This is a genomic window from Pararhizobium sp. DWP1-1-3, assembly GCF_049896125.1.
Classification (GTDB): domain Bacteria; phylum Pseudomonadota; class Alphaproteobacteria; order Rhizobiales; family Rhizobiaceae; genus Pararhizobium.
Genome location: NZ_JAFCTR010000001.1, coordinates 403,659 through 426,598, shown reverse-complemented (window position 1 = coordinate 426,598; position 22,940 = coordinate 403,659). Strand labels below are relative to the sequence as shown.

At 61.1% G+C, this 22,940-nt stretch carries 15 protein-coding genes; 5 read left to right on the top strand and 10 right to left on the bottom strand.

Features of this window, described 5'->3' with window-relative positions:
- Positions 1-169: 169 nt before the first annotated feature.
- Together ACP7BS_RS01925 and ACP7BS_RS01920 are read right to left on the bottom strand one after the other, a co-directional pair.
- The gene (locus tag ACP7BS_RS01925; protein ID WP_426235673.1) at positions 170-3,310 is read right to left on the bottom strand and encodes an efflux RND transporter permease subunit; all 3,141 of its coding nucleotides are present in this window, start codon (positions 3,308-3,310) and stop codon (positions 170-172) included.
- On the bottom strand, positions 3,307-4,527 hold the full coding sequence (locus tag ACP7BS_RS01920) for an efflux RND transporter periplasmic adaptor subunit (protein ID WP_426235671.1): 1,221 nt from the start codon (positions 4,525-4,527) through the stop codon (positions 3,307-3,309). Before ACP7BS_RS01920 ends, ACP7BS_RS01925 begins: the two co-directional genes overlap by 4 nt.
- A 221-nt stretch (positions 4,528-4,748) precedes the next feature.
- Between ACP7BS_RS01920 and ACP7BS_RS01915 the strand changes: the two genes are divergently transcribed.
- Both ACP7BS_RS01915 and ACP7BS_RS01910 read left to right on the top strand, forming a co-directional pair.
- The gene (locus tag ACP7BS_RS01915) at positions 4,749-5,159 is read left to right on the top strand and encodes a carboxymuconolactone decarboxylase family protein (protein ID WP_426235669.1); all 411 of its coding nucleotides are present in this window, start codon (positions 4,749-4,751) and stop codon (positions 5,157-5,159) included.
- Between the two features lie 103 nt (positions 5,160-5,262).
- Entirely contained in the window at positions 5,263-7,734 is a 2,472-nt protein-coding gene (locus tag ACP7BS_RS01910; RefSeq protein WP_426235667.1) for an ATP-dependent helicase, read from the top strand.
- 166 nt (positions 7,735-7,900) lie between these two features.
- Here ACP7BS_RS01910 and ACP7BS_RS01905 read toward each other — a convergent pair whose 3' ends face one another.
- From ACP7BS_RS01905 to ACP7BS_RS01895, 3 genes are all read right to left on the bottom strand, one after another.
- The gene (locus ACP7BS_RS01905; RefSeq protein ID WP_426235665.1) at positions 7,901-8,185 is read right to left on the bottom strand and encodes a GIY-YIG nuclease family protein; all 285 of its coding nucleotides are present in this window, start codon (positions 8,183-8,185) and stop codon (positions 7,901-7,903) included.
- Between the two features lie 289 nt (positions 8,186-8,474).
- On the bottom strand, positions 8,475-9,971 hold the full coding sequence (locus tag ACP7BS_RS01900; protein WP_426235664.1) for a nucleobase:cation symporter-2 family protein: 1,497 nt from the start codon (positions 9,969-9,971) through the stop codon (positions 8,475-8,477).
- 205 nt (positions 9,972-10,176) lie between these two features.
- Positions 10,177-11,979, bottom strand: coding sequence for a diguanylate cyclase (locus ACP7BS_RS01895; RefSeq protein ID WP_426235662.1), 1,803 nt, complete (start codon positions 11,977-11,979; stop codon positions 10,177-10,179).
- 201 nt (positions 11,980-12,180) lie between these two features.
- Here ACP7BS_RS01895 and ACP7BS_RS01890 point away from each other — a divergent pair, with 201 nt between their 5' ends.
- On the top strand, positions 12,181-14,352 hold the full coding sequence (locus ACP7BS_RS01890) for a CHASE2 domain-containing protein (protein WP_426235660.1): 2,172 nt from the start codon (positions 12,181-12,183) through the stop codon (positions 14,350-14,352).
- A gap of 72 nt (positions 14,353-14,424) precedes the next feature.
- On the opposite strand, the gene ACP7BS_RS01885 is transcribed toward ACP7BS_RS01890, so the two are convergent.
- Together ACP7BS_RS01885 and ACP7BS_RS01880 are read right to left on the bottom strand one after the other, a co-directional pair.
- Positions 14,425-15,468 (bottom strand): FecR domain-containing protein, encoded by a 1,044-nt coding sequence (locus ACP7BS_RS01885; protein WP_426235659.1) that lies wholly within the window; start codon positions 15,466-15,468, stop codon positions 14,425-14,427.
- Between the two features lie 213 nt (positions 15,469-15,681).
- Positions 15,682-16,830, bottom strand: a complete 1,149-nt coding sequence (locus ACP7BS_RS01880; RefSeq protein WP_426235657.1) for a DUF2778 domain-containing protein — start codon at positions 16,828-16,830, stop codon at positions 15,682-15,684.
- A gap of 957 nt (positions 16,831-17,787) precedes the next feature.
- On the opposite strand from ACP7BS_RS01880, the gene ACP7BS_RS01875 reads away from it, so the two are divergent.
- Both ACP7BS_RS01875 and ACP7BS_RS01870 read left to right on the top strand, forming a co-directional pair.
- Positions 17,788-19,038, top strand: coding sequence for a diguanylate cyclase (locus tag ACP7BS_RS01875; RefSeq protein ID WP_426235655.1), 1,251 nt, complete (start codon positions 17,788-17,790; stop codon positions 19,036-19,038).
- Positions 19,039-19,109: 71 nt separating this feature from the next.
- Complete coding sequence (locus tag ACP7BS_RS01870) at positions 19,110-19,607, top strand: CreA family protein (protein ID WP_426227708.1); 498 nt, start codon at positions 19,110-19,112, stop codon at positions 19,605-19,607.
- On the opposite strand, the gene pncA is transcribed toward ACP7BS_RS01870, so the two are convergent.
- From pncA to ACP7BS_RS01855, 3 genes are all read right to left on the bottom strand, one after another.
- Positions 19,579-20,247: a bifunctional nicotinamidase/pyrazinamidase gene (pncA, locus tag ACP7BS_RS01865; RefSeq protein WP_426235653.1), complete on the bottom strand. Its 669-nt coding sequence runs from the start codon at positions 20,245-20,247 to the stop codon at positions 19,579-19,581. The genes ACP7BS_RS01870 and pncA overlap by 29 nt on opposite strands.
- A 159-nt stretch (positions 20,248-20,406) precedes the next feature.
- Positions 20,407-20,871 carry a chemotaxis protein CheW gene (locus tag ACP7BS_RS01860; protein WP_037096270.1) on the bottom strand — a complete coding sequence of 155 codons (465 nt, stop codon included), beginning with the start codon at positions 20,869-20,871 and terminating at the stop codon, positions 20,407-20,409.
- 2 nt (positions 20,872-20,873) lie between these two features.
- The gene (locus tag ACP7BS_RS01855; protein WP_426235651.1) at positions 20,874-22,850 is read right to left on the bottom strand and encodes a methyl-accepting chemotaxis protein; all 1,977 of its coding nucleotides are present in this window, start codon (positions 22,848-22,850) and stop codon (positions 20,874-20,876) included.
- Positions 22,851-22,940: the final 90 nt, after the last annotated feature.

Genomic DNA, 22,940 nt, shown 5'->3' with positions numbered 1-22,940 from the left:
CTGTGCAAATCGGAATCACTTTGTCCAGAACCTCATCCGGTAAGTGATGAGTTTAGCAAAGAATTGCGACAAAGTGAGACAGTCCGGACACAGGGGAGAAATAGCCTATGCACCGGCGTAGAGGCGGACGCAGAAGATGACGGCAAACGCCTGGTTTGCCGCCGAGCCTCTATTCGGCGGCTTCTGCCAATGGCAGCGTCTCGGCATGTTGCATCTCGTTCTGCAGCCGCCGCTCCTCATCGACTTGCGGCTTGGTGAACCGGGCGATGACCAGATAGGCGACGGGTGTCAGATAGAGCGTCACAATGGTCGCAAGCCCGAGACCGCCAACCAGCACCCAGCCGAGCGCCACACGGGCTTCCGCACCAGCGCCGCTTGCCAGCACCAGCGGCACCGCACCGACGATGGTGGCGATCATCGTCATCATCACCGGACGCAGCCGGATATTCGCCGCGTTCTCGATCGCCGAGCGCAGGTCCTCGCCGCGGTCACGCAACTGGTTGGCGAATTCAACGATCAGAATGCCGTTCTTCGCCATGATACCGACCAGCAGCACAAGCCCGATCTGGCTGTAGATGTTGAGCGTATTGCCGGTGAGCAGCATGGCAAACACGGCGCAGGCAAGACCGAGCGGCACGGTCGACATGATGATCAGGCCGCTGATCAGGCTTTCGAATTGCGCGGCCAGCACCAGGAAGATGATAACCAGCGCAAACCCGAAGGTGACGAACATGCCATTGGCATTCTCGTCCAGGGTCGCGGCTTCTGCCAGCGGCACGACGCGCGAGCCCGGCGGCAAGAGCGGTTCGGCCATCTGCTCGACCATGGTCAGTGCATCACCGAGCGCGATACCGGAGGTCAGACCCGCCGACAGCGACACGGAACGAAGCTGCTGCTCGCGCGACAATTGCGGCGCAACGGCCTTTTCCTCGACTGTGGCAATGGTCGACATCGGCACGATCTTGCCATCGCCGGTCTTCAGGAAGATATTCTGCAGGTCGGTCGGATCGTTGACGGGATTGGTCGTCGACAACAGTTTGACCGGATAGGATTCCCCCTCGACATACACGTCGAGCACGCTGTTGCCATCAAGCATGGCCTGCAGCGCTGCCGACAGGCCGACAATATCGATGCCGAGATCGGATGCCCGTTCGCGGTCGATCGTCACCGACAACTGCGCCTGGTTGGCCTCGTAGTTCAACCGCACGTTTTCGAAACGGCCGCTGTCTTCCATCTGCCGCACCAGCTTGGACGCGGCATCGCCGAGCTTGGCATAATCATTACCAACCAGCGCTACCTGCAGGCCGTTGCCGGCACCACGGATGCCAAGGCTGTTCGGCTGGATCGGGAAGGCGCGGATCGAGGGAATGTTTGCCGTTATCTTGGTGATATCGGCCGAAATCTGCTGCTGCGTGCGATCGCGGTCGCTCCAGGGCGCCAGCGTCAGCACCATGAAGCCGGTATTGACCGATCCGCCTTGGCCGGACACGGAAAACACATTGGCAATCTCCCCATTGTCGACCAGCGGCTTCAGGCCATCCTCGACCCGGCGCATCTGGGCCTGGGTATATTCCAGCGACACGCCTTGCGGCGCCTGGATCCGTACCATGATGCGCGAGCGATCCTCCGTGGGCGTCAGCTCGGATTTGAGCAGCGTGAAAGCGCCGCCGCCAGCAGCCGTCACCATGATGGCGACCATGAAGACGATCAGCGGCGAATTGAGGCAGGCCCGCAGCGTGCGCTTGTAGAATGACGCCGCAAACGCGCCGATCCGGCCCATGAAGCCGGTATGGCCATGGTTTTCGGCATGCGGCTTCAGCATGCGCGACGCCAGCATCGGGCAAAGCGTCAGCGACACGAAGGCGGACAGGAGAATGGCGAAGGCCAGCACGAAACCGAACTCGCGGAACAGCCCGCCGGTCTGCCCCGGCAGGAACGACAGGGGCACGAACACGGCGGCAAGCGTCGCCGTGGTGGCGATCACGGCGAAGAACACTTCGAGCGTACCGTGCACGGCGGCAGCACGCGGCCCCATGCCCTCGCCGCGCCGTCGCACGATGTTTTCCAAGACTACGATCGCGTCGTCCACCACCAGTCCCGTCGCCAGAACGATGGCCAGAAGCGTCAGGATATTGATCGAGAACCCGGCCATGTAGATCGCAGCGCAGGTGCCGATCAGCGCGATCGGCATGGTCAGCGTTGGGATAAGCGTTGCCCGCCAGTCGAGCAGGAACATGTAGATGACCAACGTGACGATGATGACCGAAGCGGCCAGCGCGATCTCGACTTCGTGGATCGCGCCTTCAATGAACACGGCGTCATCGCTGGTGACCTTCAGCTGCGTTCCCTTAGGAAGGATTTCGGCGATGGTGGTCACCGCCTTCTTCACGCCCACGGAAATATCGAGCGTATTGGACTGCGCCTGCCGGATGATGCCAAGGCCGATGCCCTGGCGGCCATCCGAGCGCAGCGATGATGTGCCGATATCAGGCCCGAGCGTCACCGTGGCGATATCGCCGAGGCGGACATTGTTGCCGAGAATGAGGTTTTCGAATTGTTCCGGCGTCTGCAGGTCGGCAGTGGCACGCACCGAAATATCCTGATTGGCGCTGGTGAGCGACCCCGCCGGTACGTCCAGTGATGCGCTGGCAAGGCCGGTGCGCAGATTGGCGACGGTCAGGCCGCGGCTGGCCAACTTCGACTGGTTTATGTCGATGCGAAAAATCTTTTCCTGATCGCCGTTGATCTGCACGTCGGCAACGCCCTCGACGGCGGCCAGCCGGTCGGTGACCTCGTTTTCAGCCAGAAGCGTCAGGTCTTCCATCGACAGCGTATCCGACGTCAGCGCCAGCCGCATGATCGGCTGGCTGTCGGCATCGGCCTTGACGATGCGTGGCTCGTCGGCATCCTCTGGCAACTGGTTGCTCACCCGGCCGAGCGCATCGCGGATATCGTTGGAGGCCTGGCCGATATCGGTGGTATCGGAAAACTGCAGCGTGACGCGGCTCTGCGCGTATTGCGAGGTCGAGGATATATCCTTGATACCCTGCACGCGCGAAACGGCACCCTCGATCACCGAGGTCAATTCGCGGTCCACCGTTTCCGGCGAAGCACCGTCGAACTGTGTGTTGACCGAGACCACCGGCTGGTCGACCTGCGGTAGTTCGCGGATCTCGATACCGTTCAACGCCGCAAGCCCTGCAACGATGATCAGTGTATTGACGACAAGCGCAAAGATCGGCCGGCGGATGAAAAGCGCTGTGAAGCCGGCTGTGCTGCCAGTACCCTTGTGTCCGGAACCACCGCTCATTTCGCCGCCTCCGCCTCGGAAACCTTCTGTTCCTGGTCGGCCTGCTGCGGTTTTTGTTTTTCTTGCCGCGGTTCTCCGGCGATGCGAACCGCCCCGCCATCACGCAGCCGCTGCACGCCTTCGATCACCACGGCATCGCCCTTGGCCAGTTTTGCATCGACCAGCACCTTGTCGGAATTGCGCTGGATGATCTTGACCGGAACCCGCTGCGACTTCTCGTCCTCGACACGCCAGACGAAAGACCCGTCGGCGCTCCACTGGATCGCCAGCGGATTGACCGTCGGATAGGTGTCGCCGGCAAACCGCACCGAAACGGAAAACGACATGCCGGCCCGCAGCGTATCATCCGGATTGTCGATCCGCGCCCGCACCCGCAGCGTCCGGCTGGCCTGATCGACACGGTTGTCGATGGCGTCGATAACGCCGGAAAGCTCCGAGGTTGGCAGCGCGATGGCGGTCGCCGAAATATCCTGACCGACCTCGACCTTGGTCGAAAACCGCTCCGGCACCCAGAAATCGACGAGGATCTGCGAGCGATCATCGACCACGGCGATGGACGTCGATGTGGTGACGTAATCGCCCGGATGGGCGGTGATGATGCCGACGATGCCGCCGGATGGAGCCGCGATATCGCGGCGCTTCAAATCCAGTTCCGCCGTCTGCAGCGCCAGTTCGGCGGCCTGCATGGCAAATTCGGCTTCGCGCAAGATGGCGACCGAAACGGCATTGCCAAGCTTGCGGTTGCGCTCGACCTTTTCGCGGGCGCTGTCCAGCGCGACCTTGGCCTGGGCCGCGGCAATCTTCTGCTCGTCGCTGTCGAGCTTGGCGATGACCTGCCCCTTCTCGATGCGATCGCCCGATTTCACCAGTATTTCCGAAAGGTTGCCGGTCGCCAGCGGCGTGACGCTGACCGAAAGAATGGCTTCGCCGCTGCCGATGGCATTCAGCCTGTCGTTGACGACAGCGGTATCGGCCGGCTGCATGACGACAAGCGGCGCACCGCCACCTTGATCGCGCCCGCCTTGGTTCTGGCCACCCTGCCCTTGCGCTTCGCCTTGTTTGGCGGCATCCGCAGGTTTCGCAACATAGGCAAGCAGCGTCTGCGGCACGCCGGCTTTGGCCAGCATCGCACCGGCCCCCGGCACGAAGCGAACCCAGATGCCAAGGCCGACGGCAAGAATGACCAGACAGATCAAAAGCTGCTTCCAAAGCCGCATGCAAAACTCCAATTGATTAAGCGGGTTTCGGCCATTCTGGCGCGCGAAGCCCGATATTGCGGCAACTATCTCTTTTTGCTGCACTGCAGGCAATGCTAGAATGGCATCATTACGCAATTGTAACAAAAGCCCTTTTTGGCCCCGCAAGCCCTTGCCCAGGCCCCACAAGACCCTGCACTGCCCCTAGCCTCAGACAACTAGCCTAGACAATCGGAGATCTCATGAGCACCATCGCAAAACACCCGGACCCGGAGAGCGATCCGCGCGTCAAAGCCGTCTTCGACGACATTCGCGCGACCCGCAAATCCGACTTCATCAACAATATGTGGCACTATGTCGCTTTTGACAGCGGCCTGCTCGAAAACACCTGGGCCGAGGTCAAAACCGTGATGGCGACCCCATCGGCGCTCGACCCGCTCGTCAAGGAAATGCTCTATATCGCCGTGTCGGTCACCAATGGCTGCGGTTACTGCGCTCATTCCCACACGGCAGCCGCCAAAGCCAAGGGCATGACGGATGAACAGCACGCCGATCTGCTGCGCGTCATCGCGCTTGCCGCCAAGACCAATCAGCTGGCAACAGCCCTGCAGCTTCCCATCGATCCCGTCTTCGATGCCGATCATCGGCGTTGATCGCGGCCAAAAAGCGGTTGTCTCCACAAGCAAGCTGGACATTCTGGAATAAAAGCAGAACGGAATTCTGGCCTTTCGGCTCCGAATCACTACATTGAGCCGCATGAGCAATGGTTTTGACGATATTCCCTTCTTCGATGAGGAACCGGCGCCACGCCCGCAGCGTGGCCTGAGCCCGCAGCCGGCACCGCCTGCGCCCGGCGGCGGCATCGCCGCGCGCGCCATGGCAGCCCGCGACCAGCACCGTATTCCCGATTATCTCTCCGGCCTCAACCCGGAACAGCGCGAAGCCGTGGAAGCGTTGGATGGCCCGGTCTTGGTGCTCGCCGGTGCCGGTACCGGCAAGACCCGCGTTCTCACCACCCGCATCGCCCATATCCTTGCCTCCGGCCGCGCCTTCCCATCACAGATTCTCGCCGTCACCTTCACCAACAAGGCGGCGCGCGAGATGAAGGAGCGCGTCGGCGTTCTCGTCGGTGGCGCCGTCGAAGGCATGCCGTGGATGGGCACGTTCCATTCGATCGGCGTCAAGCTCTTGCGCCGCCATGCCGAACTGGTCGGGCTGAAATCCTCGTTCACCATCCTCGATACCGACGACGTGGTGCGGCTGATCAAGCAGTTGATCCAGGCGGACGGCATCGACGACAAGCGCTGGCCGGCCAAACAGTTCGCCCAGATGATCGACGGCTGGAAGAACAAGGGCCTCGGTCCCGCCGAGATTCCCGAGGGTGACGCCCGTGCCTTTGCCAATGGTAAGGGCCGCGAACTCTATGCCGCTTATCAGGCCCGGCTGATGACGCTCAACGCCTGCGATTTCGGCGATCTGCTGCTGCATCCCATTCGCATGTTCCGCATCAATCCGGATGTCTTGCGCGAATATCACGACAAGTTCCGCTATATCCTCGTCGACGAATATCAGGACACCAACACCGCCCAGTATATGTGGCTGCGCCTGCTTGCCCAGCGGCCGAAAGGCGTGCCGCAGAACGTCTGCTGCGTCGGCGACGACGACCAGTCGATCTACGGCTGGCGCGGTGCCGAGGTCGATAACATCCTGCGGTTCGAGAAGGATTTCCCGGGCGCCAAGGTGATCAAGCTCGAGCGCAACTACCGCTCCACCGAGCATATTCTCGGTGCCGCAGGCCATCTGATCGCCCATAACGAAGGCCGCCTCGGCAAGACGCTGTTCACCGACCGCGTCGATCCCAACGACGACAAGGTGCAGGTGCACGCCGCCTGGGATTCGGAAGAGGAAGCCCGCGCTGTCGGCGAAGAGATAGAACAGCTGCAGCGCACCAAACACCCGCTCAACAATATGGCGATCCTGGTGCGCGCCTCCTTCCAGATGCGCGAGTTCGAAGACCGGTTCGTCACACTCGGCCTCAATTACCGGGTCATCGGCGGCCCGCGCTTCTACGAGCGCTTGGAAGTCCGCGATGCACTGGCCTATTTCCGCCTCGTCTGCCAGCCGGCCGACGACCTCGCCTTCGAGCGTATCGTCAATACGCCGAAGCGCGGCCTTGGTGACACCACCGTGCGCGCCCTGCATGATTATGCCCGCAAGCGCGATATCCCGATGCTGGCAGCGTCGGCCGATATCATAGAAACCGACGAGATGAAGCCAAAACCGCGCAAGTCGCTGTTCGATGTTGTCTCGATGTTCCAGCGCTGGCAGGGCCTGCTCGAAAACACACCGCATACCGAGCTTGCCGAGACCATTCTCGAAGAGTCAGGCTATACGGACATGTGGAAGAACGACAAATCAGCCGAAGCGCCGGGCCGGCTGGAAAACCTGAAGGAACTGATCCGCTCGATGGAGCAGTTCGAAAGCATGCGCGGCTTCCTCGAACACATCGCGCTGGTGATGGATGTCGAGCAGAATGCCGAGCTCGACGCCGTCTCGATCATGACCCTGCATTCGGCCAAGGGCCTCGAATTCGAGACCGTCTTCCTGCCCGGCTGGGAAGAAGGCCTGTTTCCGCACCAGCGGGCACTCGACGAGGGCGGCCGCTCGGGGCTGGAGGAAGAACGCCGCCTTGCCTATGTCGGCCTGACGCGCGCAAAACGCCGCTGCCACATCTGGTTCGTCTCCAATCGCCGCATCCATGGCCTGTGGCAGTCGACCCTGCCCTCGCGCTTCCTCGATGAACTGCCGACCGCTCATGTCGAAGTCTCGGAAGCCGAACAGTCCTATGGCGGCTACAATCGCGGCGGCTACGGCCAGTCGCGCTTCGACAAGCAGGAACCGTTCGCCAATACCTATTCCACTCCTGGCTGGAAACGCGCCCAGGCCAACAAGACCGACGCCACCCGCGACAACTGGGGCAACCGCTCCGGCGTCTCGATCGAGCGCATCGGCTATGGCGAAAGCGGCCCCAAGGCCCGCACCATCGACGGCGAACTGATCGCCAAGTCAAAGATCGACGAACCCTCGAAATTCACCGTCGGCGACCGTGTGTTTCATATCAAGTTCGGGAATGGGAACATTGCCGGGATCGAGGGCAACAAGCTGACGATCGATTTTGACCGGGCGGGCCAGAAGCGGGTGCTGGATGGGTTTGTGGAGAAGGTGTGACCGGGTAGGCTTGGGAGTGGATCCTCGGGTCAAGCCCGAGGATGACGGTTTTGGGAGAGGCCGAGCGAGATCACAGCCCCTAGATAATGCCCAAGGCCAGCGATCATCCCAAGCTGCTCCTCCCCTCCGTCATCCTCGGGCTTGACCCGAGGATCCACACCCACGCCTACCAAAGCTCATGATACAAATCCCGCCAGTCCGGATTCATCGCCTCGATCAATTCGATCTTCCATTGCCGGTACCAGCGCTTGAGCGATTTCTCTCGCTGAATCGCCGTGCCAATCGACAAATGCTCTTCGTACCAGACGAGTTGTTTGCACCCATATTTGGCGGTGAAGCCAGGTGTCGTCGCTTCGCGATGCTCGAAAATGCGGCGTTCGAGATCGGAGGTTACGCCGATGTACAGCGTTCCGCGCTTGTGGTTTGTGACGATATAGACATAGCCCGCCATGGTTGCAATGATGCTTCCGAGTGGATCCTCGGGTCAAGCCCGAGGATGACGGAGCGCGAGGAAACGTCGCAAAGAAATCTGGACACCTACGTTGTAAAAGGGCACCCCCCAAACCATCATCCCTGGGCTTGACCCAATATCGTCGTCCCCGGGCATCAACCGAGGCCGTCATTATTCAACACTTCCCCAAGGCCGTCATCCTCGGGCTTGACCCGAGGATCCACATCGGCAGAGCTCAATGCAAAATCACCCGCCCCTTTCGTTCAAAGCCCCCAGATCAGCACTACCCCTAATGCCCGCTCACCTGTCCCGGCTGAGCCACAATCGGCACCTCGTTACCTTCCGCATCAAAGAGCTTGCCACCCTGGAAATAGTCGCCGTCGTGCAACTCCGAAATATCCTGGTAGCGCAGGCTGCGTTCCGTGCCCGCGACGAACACCGACTGCTGGTCGGAATTCCCCGTCCTGAAGTGATTGAACAGCAGGTTGAGCGAGATCGCCATGATCGCCGAGGACGAGATGCCGGAGTGGAAGATCGTTTCGAACCAGGCCGGGAACTGATGGTAGAACTGCGGCGCGGCGATCGGGATCATGCCGAAGCCGAGCGAGGTGGCAACGATGATCAGGTTCATGTTGTTGGCGTAATCGACCTTCGACAGCGACCGGATGCCGCTGGCGGCTACCGTGCCGAACAGGACGATGCCGGCGCCGCCGAGTACCGATGGCGGAATGGCGGCGATGACCCGTCCCATCACCGGCAAAAGCCCGAGCGTCACCAGGATAAGACCGCCGGCCGCCACGACATAACGGCTTTTTACCCCCGTCACCGCCACCAGCCCGACATTTTGGGCAAAGGCGCTCTGCGTGAACGAGCCGAATACCGGTGCCAATAGGCTCGACAGCATGTCGGCGCGCAAGCCGTTGCCGAGCCGCTTGGAATCCACCTTGGTGCCGATGATTTCGCCGACGGCGAGAATATCGGCCGAGGTTTCGACAAGGATGACCATCACGACGATCAGCATCGAGATCACAGCCGCCAAATGGAACACCGGCAAACCGAAGTGAAACATCGACGGCAGGGCAATCAAGGGCCCCTCACCGACCCTGGAAAAATCAGCCATGCCGAAAAACACCGCCGCAATCGTTCCGATGATCATCGCCAGCAGGATAGACAGTCTGGAAATAGAGGCACTGCCGAGTTTGCTGAGCAACAGCACGACGACCAGCGTCAGCGCCGCAAGGCCGATATTGGCCATGCTGCCGAAATCAGCCGCGTTGCGATTGCCACCCATCGCCCAGTTGGCCGCCACCGGCATCAGCGTCAGCCCGATCGTGGTGATGACGATGCCGTTGACCAGCGGCGGAAAGAATTTTGTCACCCGTGACAGGACCGGCGTGATCAGCAGGCCAACAAACGACGCCACCATGACGGCGCCGAGCACTGCCGGCAGCCCGCCCGCCTCGCCGCCACCGCCGAGGATTGCAACGATTGTTGCGACGCTGGCGAAGGACACGCCTTGAACCAAGGGCAGCTGGCAGCCGAAGAACGGCAGACCGATTGTCTGCAGCAACGTCGCAAGACCGCCGGCAAACAGCGACGCGGTGATCAGAAGGCCGATCTCGGCCGGTGAAAGACCGGCTGCCTGACCGACGATCAGCGGCACGGCGACGATGCCGCCATACATGGTCAGCACATGCTGCAGGCCATAGACCACAGTCGCGCCCGCCCCCAGCCGCTCGTCCTCCGGCCTGATCACCGGCGCCGTCTCAATATTCCTCTGCAGCAAAACCACTCCTCCCAGAACATGTTCATGCTTCCACGCATTTCTCCCGAATGCACGTCGTCAAACCATAGCGGGCCGGCGATTTTTGACTGTATGGGTTTTTTTTGAAAGTGTTTTTGCATTTCGGGGTGAACGCCTCTCCGCATCGGCTCGCCACGAATATTGATAGCGGCTTGAAGAACGCCTCCGCGACACGCGATAGGGAGGCCTACGCGGGATCCTGCAGGTCACCCAGGATCAACTTTCCTGCCGACACCGTCATGTTGCGCCCACCGGCCTTGGCGTTCAAAAGGGCGGCATCCGACCGCGTCAGCAATGTCGGCACCGTGCCTCCGGCGGGCGCCGATGCCACGCCGATGGAAACCGCAACTGAGCCAAGAATCCGGCCGCGATGCGACAAAGGCGCAGTCGCGATCCTGGTCCGAAGCGTTTCGGCAAACTCGAACCCGGCTGGTTCCGTCATCCCCGGCAAAAGCACGGTGAATTCCTCGCCGCCGAAACGGTAGGCGCTGCCGGCGTCGCCGACCATATCGATGACGATCTGCGCCACATATTGCATGACGACATCGCCCGCATCATGGCCGAACTCGTCGTTGAAACGCTTGAAGTGATCGATGTCGATCATCATGCAGACCAGCGGACTTGCCGCCTCCTCGCGGGCGTGTCTGTTCAGGGTCTCGTCCAGCCAGCGCCGGTTGTACAATCCCGTCAGCGCATCGCGCACGGCAAGATGGGTCAGCTTCTCGCGCAATTGCAGATTGGCAACCGCAAGACCGATATTTTCGGCAATCAGCTCCAGATAGAGGCGCGAGGTTTCGACATCCGCAACCGCCTCGGAACGTTCCTCGAAATAGAGCAAGCCGATCGTATCGCCCTGCGCCGTCAATGGCACGCAAAGACCGGCGACATTGCTGTCGTTCAGATGCTGACAGGCAATGTCGCTCTGGCCGCGGTTGCTTAGATGCGGCCGGCCGCGCCGCAGCCCCCAGCAGGCGCTGGACGCAAAGGAGGCGGCCGATTGCTGCGGATCGAGCCAGCTTCCGACACTCGACAGCAATGTCCTGCTCTCGTTCAACACATAGAGGTGGCCGGCAAGATTGGGAAATATCTGCGGGGCAAACCGCGCCACGGCATCGGCCAGTTCGCTCTGCGTTTGGCAGGCCTGCAGCCGGTGCATCATCTGCAGGATCAAATCCTTGGTTTGCTGATCGAGCCGGCGCTCGGCATCCAGCCGATTGCGTTCCAGCCCGTTGGCGCGAAAAATATGGATGGCTTCGTTCATCTCGCCGATCTCGTCGCGCCGCTGGTCGAGCGGAACATCCACGGCATAATCCTGCCTTGCCAGCCGCGTGACGATACCGGTCATGCGCATCAGCGGCATGGCGATGCGCCGCCGGAGAACGAAATAGAGGACCCCGAGGAAAAGTGCCGCAGTCAGACCCAGCATCGTCTTGGCGACCACACCGAACCAATCGCTTCGAGACCGAGCATCGTTCAGCGCGGCACCAGTCCTGGCGGCGGTCAGGTCGCGAAAGCGCCCGACACTATCCAGCAAATCCGTCTGCAGGCGTTCATGTTCGCCACCAAAGAGTGCCTGCTGTGCCGCCGCCCGGTCACCATTGCGATAGGTCTCGACTGCAGCAGCTTCGATCCTGTCCAGCGCCTCGGCATCCTGCTCTATCTCTGCAAGGGCTGCCAGTTCCGCAGGCGAAGCGCCCTGTGCTCTGGCGTTCTTGATGGCTGCCTCGCGACGGTGCTCCTCGCCTTCCTTAACATGGAACGCTTCCAGATGGCGTTCCTCACCGCGCATCGCGTAGAGACGGGCTTCGTCGCTGCGCTCTTCGGCTCCGAGCGCCAGCTCCTCGGCCAGCGTATCGAAGGCCAGATGCTCTTCGACAGCCCGGCGCTCCTCATTGGCGCTGTTGGTCGAGAGGATGAACGCACCACCCGAAAGCACGGTCAGGACGACCGTAACGCCGTAGGCCCAATTCGTGATCGCATTGATTCGCATGAAATCCGCCCCCAGAGAGTGTAGACGGGATAAAGCACGGTGCTTGCGGTGGCAATTGCCAACCCTGCGGACACAGCGCGTTGGCCCGGGCGGCTTTTGTCGCCGTATCGCAAGTCGGCACGCCGGTGTCAGGCATGCGTCTTTTCCTCATTATCATTGCTTGTGTTAGGGTCAGGCTGTCTCGGGGCGGATGGCATGGTCATGACGCGTGCGCAGCAAATTGGCGTTATTGTCGGTCTGGTGATCGTCGCGATGCTCACGACCCTGCGGGCAAGCGATCCGCAGTTGCTGCGGCAGGCGCGCGAGGTCGCGTTCGATGAATATCAACGTCTGGCGCCGCGCACGTTTCAGGATCTGCCGGTGCGCGTGGTCGATATCGACGAAGCCTCGCTTCGGGAACTCGGCCAATGGCCATGGCCCAGGGACCGCATGGCCAGATTGGTGGACAGGCTCTCGCAGATGGGAGCATCGGCGATCGCATTCGATATCCTCTTTTCGGAACCGGACCGCCTGTCGCCGCGCACCGTCGTTCGCGATTTCGCAGGCATAGATCCGTCGCTGCTTCAGCGTTTACCGGACAATGACGAAATCTTTGCACGCTCGATCACAGGCAAGCCGGTCGTGCTGGGCTTTGCACTTTCAAACGAGGGAACCGACCGGCCCGGCATCAAGGCCGGATTTGCCTTTACCGGCGAACCGCCCTTTCGCGCGCCGCCCCGCATTCGAAGCGCGACGCCCCTTCGCCCCCGGCTTGAAGCTGCAGCCGCCGGCCTCGGCCATATCAGTCTCAATCCCGGCGACCCGTCGGCCGTGGTGCGCACCGTTCCGCTCCTGCTGAGCGACGGCGCGCAGCTCTATCCCAACCTTGCGCTGGAGGCCTTGCGCGTCGCGCAGGGCGCCTCCACCTATGTGCTCGCCGATGCGCCCGACGTGCCGGATACCATCACCATGATCAAAATTGGCGAGTTTGTCGTCCCGGTGACGGCGGCAGGAGAGCTGTGGCTCTATGTCAGCCCCGACCGGGCGGACAGGTACATTTCGGCACGGGCGATCCTGGCCGAAAATGGGCCCCCTTCCGGAATAGACGTAGCCATCCAGGGCAGCATCGTCTTCATCGGCACATCGGCCGCCGGACTTCAGGACATCCGCACGACAGCTTTGGGCGAAAATGTCCCCGGTGTTTCGCTTCAGGCCCAGATCGTCGAGCAGATCCTGTCAGAACGTTTTCTGTCGCGACCCGATTGGGCCGATGGACTTGAAATCCTGTCGATCGCGGTGGCGGGCAGCCTGCTGGTATTCTTGACCACCTTCGTCAGTCCGGCGGTTGCGCTGGCCTGTGGCCTGCTGATCACGGCGCTGGCTCTCGCCGCATCCTGGATCGCCTTCGTCTCCGGAGGACTTCTGTTCGACCCGCTGGCGCCAATCCTCAGCGGCTCCATCACGCATTTCGCGGCGACCGCATTCCGCTTTCTGGTCATTGACCGGGAGCGCCGGGAAGTGCGGCTGGCCTTCGGTCACTACCTTTCGCCATCGCTGCTCTATCGTATCGAGCATACCCGCAACGCCCTGCGTCTAGGCGGCGACGATCGGGAATTGACGGTGATGTTCGTCGACGTACGAAATTTCACCGAGATCAGCGAGCGCTTGACGCCGGCCGAGGTCGTCGGCTTCCTCAATACCTTCCTCGATGCGCTGAGCCGCCACGTCATCGCAAATGAAGGCACGCTCGACAAGTTCATCGGCGATTCGATCATGGCCTTCTGGAATGCCCCCGTCGATGTCAGCGATCATCCCGGCAAAGCCGTCCATGCTGCGCTGGCCATGCGGGAAACGCTTGCTCAACTCAATGCGAGAGACGCATTCGGATTTGGACCCGAACATACCGTGGGCATCGGTATCGGCGTCCATACCGGGCTTGCCTGCGTTGGCAACATGGGAGCCGAAACCCATTTCAATTATTCAGCCGTCGGCGATACAGTCAATGTCACGGCCCGGATCGAGACAGCCTGCAAGGACGTCTGTTTCGATATCCTCGTCTCCGAGAGCACCGCAAACCGCGCACCGCAATATGCCCTGCTGGAAGCAGGCGCTCTACCGCTCAAGGGCAAGAGCACCCGGACCCGCACCTTCGCCGTGATCGGCGATGACCGTGTCGCCGTCTCGGCAGAGTTTCGCGATTTGAAAGCTATCCACGCTCGAATGATCGAGGCGTTGGCCCTCCGGTCGCCATCGACACGAAAACTCCTGCGAGCTGCAAAATTGAAGGCGGCCGAACTGCCGGTCAATCTGACGGACTTCTATCGCCGCATTTCGCGCAGGACGGAACATTTTTCGCAAGGTGCGGCTCAAAAAGAGGACGGGTCAGCCACTTGACGCGAGTTCTGTCCGGAATGCTGCACGTGGGCCGGCGCGACAGCCCGCCTGAAGCCCGCTGGCGCTCTATCGTCAATCGTCCGTGCCGCTGTCACCGTGGCGATTTTCATCGCGCCCGTTTTGCCCATGGCCGCCTTGCCTGCCATCGTGATCCTGCCGGTCATGCTTGTCGTGATCGCCAGGCCCTTTGTCATGCGTGCTGCGGTCGCTAGGCGCCCTATCGGGGTTATCGGATTTATCGGGTTTATCGTGATTATCGTGCCGATCATGATGATCGTGTCCCCTGTCGGGCTTGTCGTGAGGTCTGCCGGGATCGCCGCCGGGGTCCTGGTGTGGTTTATCGTCGTTTGGTTTGGGGTCTTTCCCGGGCGAGTTGGGGGTCTCGCGCTGTGGACGCACCTGACTGGGAACATTTCGGTCCGGTTCGTCGCGCTGGATGTCATCCGCCCTTGCCAGGCCGCACCCACCGTATCCACCGCTCGCCGCAAGCTTCTGGTTGCCAGACAGGAAGGGCAACGCCCTGGCATTGCCGAGCGCTTTGAAGATGCCGCGATCGACCCGGCGGGTATTGGTAACGGCTCCGCCGCGTTTGGCAACGACATGGTCGCAGCGCCGGGTCAGCTGCCGGCAACCGCCCGCACCGCAAAAACTGGCAGCGCCGCCGAGCAACACGACGGCCGTGGTGCCGTCGCCGCCAATGTAGAAATCGAACGCGGTTCCGCGGACGCCGATCGTTCCGGCGGGAGTCAGAATTTCATAAGCCGTATGGTTGGATTTTCCGCTAACCCAGCGAAAGGTTCCCTTGGCGGCTTTGATCGTCAGCTTTTTCACAGAATGGGAACCGTCGAAAACGAACTTATCGACCACGACGGATGAGCCCCATCCAACGGCAAGCTTGGTACCATCCCGGAAGATAAACTGGCCGAGGCCCGATTTGGATGTACGAATCCGTTCGTCTTGGAATACCGGGTCGTTGATCGAAAGGTCGCCCCGTGCCCCGGTGACTGCAGTCTTGATCTCGACCGCCCTGCCGATCGACTCGACCGCCTTCAACGGCACGGCGTCGACGGCCAGCAAACCACACGCGATGACGCCTACCCGATAAGGAGCAAACATTTCCCCCTCCCAAGGTTACTATATTAGCATATTATAAATAGCGTGTCTTTCGATCCGTGAACGGCGGATCGCCGAGGTTCGGACAGCGGCCATTTGCAGACGTATTGCGGGAGGGGAAATGGGGTGGAAAGACGCAGCAAGGGCGCGAGACCCATAAGGTTTCGCGCCCCTTGCTCAACAGCGTCGATCCTGCTGGAGATTGATGAATGCGTCCTACGCGCCCTTGGAAAAAAGCGATGCGAAAGTGCGCTTGGGGGCGGAGAAGCCCTTCATGCTTTTGACGATGACCATATGGGTGATCTCGCCGCGTTTGAAAGCCTTCAGGAAGCGCGGATATTCCTCGAACGCAACGCAGCCATGGGAATCGCCGCGGTTTCTCAAGAGATAACTATGAGCGAGCAGGCCATCGCGGCCATGCGGCGCGACGCCATCCACCGGCGTCAGGCGCACGGCGGCAACACCGTGGAAAAGCGATTCACGCATCGTCACCTTGTAGGTGCCGGGCGGAGTAGGCCCCTTCATCTTGACGTGAACATAGGCCGGATTGTCGCGCATCTTGCCGATGCCGGAATGTGCCTCCAGCTTCTCCCCGTTGGGCATGTAAACGACGCCGCCCGAGATGTCGTAATAGGCGACCCCTCTTTTGCCGCGGAACGCCGGGCGAACCTCGTTGTCGTCGTCCATGGGGAAGTCGGGCTTGGCGTAGGCAAGTTCCTTGGCGGCGGGTTTCGTGGGCTTATCGTCGGGCTTGCGGACTGCATCCGCCAAGCTTCGCGGTTTTGCCAGCGGCAGCGGCCCGAGATCGGGCAGCATCCCGTTCAGCGACGACGCCGGTTCCGGCATCACCAGACTAAACGGCTTGCCAAAACCTTGCTCCTTCAGCGACACCGTCTCGACAAGTGCGTTGGCTGTGACTGGCGTCGAGCCGGTAATGACGTCGTCGCCTCTGGCCGCAGCAGCCTTCGCCAAAGCCAGGACCTGCGTTTTTTCGGCAAAATCCACAGCCGGCTTGGCCATGGCGATCGCAGCCAGACTGTTTTGCGCAGCCGCCGTTGCGACGAGGTTCATGCGCGGTAGAACGGTCAACCGCGAAAACTTGGAAAGACGCACGACGCGCTGTTGCGGGGTAGCGTGCATGATGGGGTTGAGACCCAAGGAGGCTTCTAGCCGCGGACCTTTACTCGACGGCAGCGACGACCCCATGTTCTGCATCGCCGCGAACGTCGCGACCATCCAGACCGAGGCGGCAATGCCGATGCCTGCAACGGCAGCGCCGGTGAGCAGCCGCGACAATGGCCTGGAACGCCGCCCCGCCTTGCCGGAAGATGCGGTGTGACTGCATTTTTCTGCTGCAAACGCCATGATACTCGTTACCCGAAACGCATTACTCGATCGGAGAGCAACAAGACGCATTGCCGCCGAGGCCGGTCCAAAGCCCACGAGGCGCCGAACTGCGCGCTTGCCGGGGCCTGCCGGTCGATCGAAAGAATGACAAAGTATGGTAACCAATTCCTTTACGCGGGCTCCAAGAATTTCAGGGAGCGTGGTGGGCATAGGAGAGCGGCACCTGCCGCAGGCAAAAAGCGAAGAAGGCAACCCTCCCCGCCCAGGACATCGTGGTCTGGCGAATGGCGAAACACCGGCGCGTCAACGCTTGCGCTCCACCTGAAGCTCAAAAAAACTGTATTTGCGTCCGGTCTCAGACCCTTTATTTTTGGCGAGAATAAGGAGACGCTGAGATGAGCCATGTTTTTCGGGAGATCAGCTCGTAGCCAGACGGCTTTGCCGCACCCGGATATCTCCCATCAACACCCGCTCGGCAGCAATGGCGAGGCGCTGCATGACTTGCGGTTTGGACCCAATGGGCAGCCGCGACAGAGACTGACCGGCAAGCGGCGCAGCCGATGTTTTCAACAACCGGAACCTTCATCATGGGACGTACAACCTGCGATGTCGGTGTCGCGTCTGTTGGAGGCGCTGAGTAATGTCGCTCATCGCCCGCCCGCTCCCTGCCGCATCCCGCTCACTGGCGATCCATTTGCGATTCAAACGGCCGGTCTGAAGTTCAGCAGATTGCGTGCGAATCGCCTGCCGGACAGAGGGCTGCGGGTGCAATGCCGATCACGCTTTCACGGGGCACGAGCATGTTTGAGCCCCCAACTCACAGATACTCGTGGAAATTGCGGCGCCGGCACCAGATTTGTTAAAATTGCAGCAAATTTCAGCTGAGAAAATTAAATCGCTGACACTACGAATTTGGCCTTATCCACATCAATGGACCAAGCTTTTTTGATCACCACTCGGCAGGAATCCGCGTCTATGAGCTTTCTTTCCGCCATTGCAGTCATGTCTCTTTTGGTCATGTTTCCGGTACTGCTGTCGCTGCGCAAAACGGGTGTGCCCGGTGTCGCAGACTTCTGCGCCGCCTGCCTGCTCACCACGTTTGCTGGATCGGTGGCCTTGGCGGCCGATGTCGCTCCGGCATGGCTTCATACCGTCGTCGGCGGAACGCTGATGGTCGCTGCCGGGCTTTTGATGCTGAGAGGCTTCCGGCAATTTCTCGGCCACCGGCCGCTCGGAATATGGCCGATCATCGTCGTTCTGGCCGGTGTCGCCAGCGCCTTTCTGTTTTTCAGCTATGTCGTTGAAAGTCATTCGGCACGTATTGTGATCGGGACCGGGCTTTTAAGCCTGACCTGCTTCCTGATCGGCGCGTCCATCCTGCGCCATTGGCCAAGGGAGCGGGCAATCGCACCCTATATGCTGTTTTGCTGCGTCATGGTTTTTCTGGTTGCCATCCTTCATGCCTTTCAGGTCGCAACCATCGCGACCGGTATGGACGCCATGGACGGCGGCCTTGCCCCGCCGATCTGGACAACGGCCTTCCTGGCAGCACGCCTGGTGATCATGCCGTTGGTCTTTTTGGGTATCATCCTGATGCTGCACGGATGGATGATTGCCAACCTGCGCCACATGATCGCGCATGACGACCTGACCGGCGCGTTGTCGCGCCGCGCTTTCATGACCGCATTCGAACGGATGTTTTCGACGGCCGCAGGATCCGGGCGGCAGACTGCGTTCATGCTGCTCGATCTCGATCGTTTCAAGCAGATCAACGACCTCTATGGCCATGCCGGTGGAGACGCCGCTCTTGTGCACTTTACCCGGACCGTCCGCGAGGCGCTGGCCGGACGTGGCATTCTCGGACGTCTGGGTGGCGAGGAATTCGGGATCGCGCTTACCGGCGCCGGCCGGCTGGAAGCGGCAGAGATCGCCGAGACGATCTGTACGGCCGTTAGAACGACACCCACCCGGGCGAACAAGGGCGCGGAAATCGGCCTGACGGTCAGCATCGGCGTTGCCATGGTCGATCCCGGCGGTTCACTGGCCGACGCCATGGTACAGGCCGACGTGGCGCTCTACGAGGCCAAGGCATTGGGCCGCGACAGGCTGAGCATCGCCGGAAGCCTTCATGCCGCCTCCGTCGCCAGCGCCCGCGCCCTTGCCGGTGCGGCCGCCCAGATGCGCGCTGCCGTCGGCCCGGCGCAGTCGCTGTCCGGCACGGGTTGATATCCGCACCGGCCGCTTGCATTGCCGGCGGCTGATCCTATGTCAGTGGCATCGTATCCGGAGAACCAACAATGCCGCTTCCCATCCGTTTCATCAGCGCCTGCGCTTTTCTTGCGACCAGCCTTGCCGGTTTTTCCGCGCAAGCCGAAACGGTGGGGGAAGTCGGCGTCGATTGGCTTGGCAACGATATAACCATTGATGCCGTCAGCGATCCGAAAGTCGCGGGCATCACCTGCCATGTCACCTATTTCGACCGCAGCGTTATCGATCGCCTGAAGAACGGCAACTGGTTCGAGGATCCGTCGAACAACTCGATCTCCTGCCGCCAGACCGGCCCGGTGACGATCGGCGACATCGAGCTCGGCCAGGGCGGCGAGGAAGTGTTTCGCGAGGGGCTTTCGCTCATCTGGAAGAAACTCGTCGTCACCCGCGTCTACGACAAGAAGAACAATACACTGATCTATCTTGCCCATTCGCGCGAGTTGACAGACGGTTCCGCCAAGATGTCGATCTCGACCATTCCGCTGTTCGAGCAGCCGGTCACTTGGGAGAAAGGTGCTCCGAAGTAGAGCCACCATCCTTGGCTTCAGCGATCACGCCGGCTGACGTGATGATGGTTGCGCCCGCAGCCGACATCCCGGCGATAGCCGCCGTAACACCTTCCGGATCAATGCCTCGGCACGCATCGGTGACGAGCCGAACGGAGATACCGGGGATCAGCAGAATCGCGTCAAGGACCGAATCCCTGACGCAATAGTCTGTTGCGAGACCGCAGACATCGAGTTGATCGACGCCACGGCCGGCCAGATAAACGGACAATCCTGTCAGCGCCGCGTGATCATTGTCGCGGAAGGCCGAATAACTGTCGACGGTGCGGCGTTCACCCTTACGCTGCACATAATCGACGCGGTTGATGTCGAGTGCCGGATGGAAATCGGCGTCAGGCGTCCCTTGGACACAATGATCCGGCCAGAGCATTTGCGGCTTGCCGTGAAGCGTACCCATTTCGAAGGGGTGGCGGCCGGGATGCTGCGAGGCAAAGCTGCCATGGTCCACCGGATGCCAGTCCTGCGATGCAACCACCAGATCATAGCCGCCCTCAGCCATCAGCCGGTTGGCGACAACAACGACCGCCTCGCCATCCGGGACAGCAAGGTTTCCGCCTGAGCAAAAGCCGTTCTGGATATCGACGAGCAACAAGCATTTCACGGGGCAATCTCCTAGGTTAAGCTTCGCGCTGGAATGCTATTCGCAACTGCTGCAGCGCACAATGCAGGTGACCCGTTTGTCAAGCTTCCAGCTCCGCCAAACGTCAAAAGACGCCGACCGGTTCACCGATGGCGTCTTCTTCTGTTCAGCGCGACTGGCTTAAGCGGCTTGCGCCAACTCGTCGGCGATCACCGTGTCGAGATTGAGGAAGCAGACCATGGTCTTTTCCAGGGCAACAATGCCGCGGCAGAAGGCGCGCTGCGCTTCCGGAATGATTTCCGGCGCCGGCTGCAAAGCCTCGCTCTTGATCGTCATCATATCGGACACCTGCTCGACCAGCAGGCCGACCAGCTTGCCGGCGATGTCGGTAACGATGATGGCAGAACGCTCCGACGGCTCGGTCATTTTCATGCCGAGGCGGCAGGCCATGTCGATGACCGGGATCACCGCGCCACGCAGATTGATGAGACCAAGAACATAAGGCGGCGTATGCGGCATCGGCGTCACCGGCGCCCAGCCGCGGATTTCGCGGATCGCCATGATGTCGATGCAGAATTCCTGATCGCCCAGATGGAACGACACGATTTCCAGATAGGCACCGGACTGCTTGATTGCGTTTGACATGATCAGAACTCTTCCCAATTTTCGGCGGAACCCGATGCCTTCGGCACGGATGACGCGGGGCTGTTGAAGGCGCCCGCCAGCTTGCCCATCAGGGCTTTGGCGGGGGATGGTGCGGGGCGCGTGGTCGCTGGCGTTGCGACGCGAACAGGCTGGTGTATTGGGCGGGCGGACGCGCCGCTGAGTTGGAACTGGCCGATCAGTGCGGTCAGCCCGTCGGCGTCCTGCGCCAAGGTGTGGCTGGCGGCATTGGTCTGTTCGACCATGGCGGCGTTCTGCTGGGTCATCTGGTCCAATTGCCCGATCGCCGTATTGATTTCCTGCAGGCCGACCGACTGTTCGCGGGCTGCATTGACGATCGAGGTCATGTGCTCGTTGATCCGCGCCACGTCCGTGCCGATCCGGCCGAGTGCCTCGCCGGTTGCCTGCACCAGCTTGACGCCGGTGCCGACTTCGCTGCTGGAACGGCCGACAAGCACCTTGATGTCCTTGGCCGCACCGGCGGCCCGCTGGGCAAGCTCGCGCACTTCCTGGGCGACGACGGCAAATCCCTTGCCTGCCTCACCGGCGCGGGCAGCCTCGACGCCGGCGTTCAGCGCCAAGAGATTGGTCTGGAAGGCGATCTCATCGATCACATTGATGATCTTGCCGATTTCGGACGACGCGTTCTCGATCCGGGCCATGGCTTCGACGGCCTCGCGGACGATACGGCCGGATTCCTCGGCATTGTTGCGGGTTTCACCGACCATCCGGCTGGCTTCTTCGGCGCGCTGTGTCGCACTGCGGACAGTGACGGTGATCTGATCGAGGGCGGCCGAAGTTTCCTCAAGCGAGGCCGCCTGCTGTTCGGTCCGCTTGGCAAGATCGTCGGCGGCACCCCGCATCTGGCGGCTGTTCGACTGGATAGAACTGCTGTTTTCATGGACGTTGGACAGGACGCCCTGAAGCTTTTCGACGGTGTGGTTGAAGTCCTGACGCAGCGATTCCAGATCATGCCGGAACGGCTGGTCGATCGTCGCCGTCAGGTTGCCGTCGGACAGGCGATTAAGCCCCTGCCCCAGCGCAGTGACCGCGCGCTGAACCTGGTGCGCCTCCTCGGCGCTCGCCGCATCGCGCGCGCCACGCTCGACCTCATGCTCGTTGCGGCTGGCAGCGGCCGACAGTTCAAGGCCCTGCTTTTCAATCGCAGCCATCCGGAACATTTCGACCGCGCGGGCCATCTCGCCGAGTTCGTCGCCTCGGGCGACGCCATCAACGGATGCCTGATCGTCCCCCTTGAGAATGCGCTGCATGCTGTCGCGCACCGAAAAGATGCCGCGCCGTAAAACGTTGCCATGAAAATACAGCAGGCTCAGCAGCGAGGCCATCGCAGCCAGGCCAAGCGCCAGTTGCAGCAGGATCGATTCGGCTGAAACGGCGGTCGCTTCTGTGAGGCGCGACACCAGCAATTCACCGGCTTCCTCGGAGAGTTTGCTCAGGGAGAGCGTCATCCGTTCGCCGGCACCGTCGATCGCATCGTCGATGGCATCGAATGCCTCGGGCGCAGCGCCCTCTTCCACCATCCGCTTCAGATCAACCTGGACGGCCTGCGTCAGTTCGGCAAGGTCGGCATCGAACGTCGCCATGATCTCCGGCTTGCCGACCGAGGCGGCCAAGGCAACGGCGTCTGCCTTGCTGGCCTGCAGGGCAGCAATCGATTCGGCGATGATCTTCAACCGTTCCGGCGAAACCTTGCGGTCATCACGGTCGACAATGGTGTCCATGGCGGCCAGGACGATCTCGATGCCGGTCAACCGCATGGCGCTGGCATTTTTGATAGCGCTCTGCGCGATGGCAGCTTTGTCGAGCGCCTCACGCACTTCCGAATTCTCGTACCAGCCGACCGCAAGCATCGCGCCGAATCCGGCAAAGGCCGCGAGGCCGAGTGTTCCCAGACGCTGATTAACGGAGAGTTTGCGATCAAGCTTTTCAGGCGACGTCATGCAGCATGTATCCAGTTCTTAAATGCGGCAAAGATGTGCACGCATGGGGAAGGAAGCGATGATGCGGAAGACCGGACTGGATGAAAACCG

Bases quoted from the DNA above. Each gene is read 5' to 3' on its own strand.
- ACP7BS_RS01925 (WP_426235673.1), bottom strand. From the start codon at position 3,310: ATGAGCGGTGGTTCCGGACACAAGGGTACTGGCAGCACAGCCGGCTTC.
- ACP7BS_RS01920 (WP_426235671.1), bottom strand. From the start codon at position 4,527: ATGCGGCTTTGGAAGCAGCTTTTGATCTGTCTGGTCATTCTTGCCGTC.
- ACP7BS_RS01915 (WP_426235669.1), top strand. From the start codon at position 4,749: ATGAGCACCATCGCAAAACACCCGGACCCGGAGAGCGATCCGCGCGTC.
- ACP7BS_RS01910 (WP_426235667.1), top strand. From the start codon at position 5,263: ATGAGCAATGGTTTTGACGATATTCCCTTCTTCGATGAGGAACCGGCG.
- ACP7BS_RS01905 (WP_426235665.1), bottom strand. From the start codon at position 8,185: ATGGCGGGCTATGTCTATATCGTCACAAACCACAAGCGCGGAACGCTG.
- ACP7BS_RS01895 (WP_426235662.1), bottom strand. From the start codon at position 11,979: ATGCGAATCAATGCGATCACGAATTGGGCCTACGGCGTTACGGTCGTC.
- ACP7BS_RS01890 (WP_426235660.1), top strand. From the start codon at position 12,181: ATGACGCGTGCGCAGCAAATTGGCGTTATTGTCGGTCTGGTGATCGTC.
- ACP7BS_RS01885 (WP_426235659.1), bottom strand. From the start codon at position 15,468: ATGTTTGCTCCTTATCGGGTAGGCGTCATCGCGTGTGGTTTGCTGGCC.
- ACP7BS_RS01880 (WP_426235657.1), bottom strand. From the start codon at position 16,830: ATGGCGTTTGCAGCAGAAAAATGCAGTCACACCGCATCTTCCGGCAAG.
- ACP7BS_RS01875 (WP_426235655.1), top strand. From the start codon at position 17,788: ATGAGCTTTCTTTCCGCCATTGCAGTCATGTCTCTTTTGGTCATGTTT.
- ACP7BS_RS01870 (WP_426227708.1), top strand. From the start codon at position 19,110: ATGCCGCTTCCCATCCGTTTCATCAGCGCCTGCGCTTTTCTTGCGACC.
- ACP7BS_RS01860 (WP_037096270.1), bottom strand. From the start codon at position 20,871: ATGTCAAACGCAATCAAGCAGTCCGGTGCCTATCTGGAAATCGTGTCG.
- ACP7BS_RS01855 (WP_426235651.1), bottom strand. From the start codon at position 22,850: ATGACGTCGCCTGAAAAGCTTGATCGCAAACTCTCCGTTAATCAGCGT.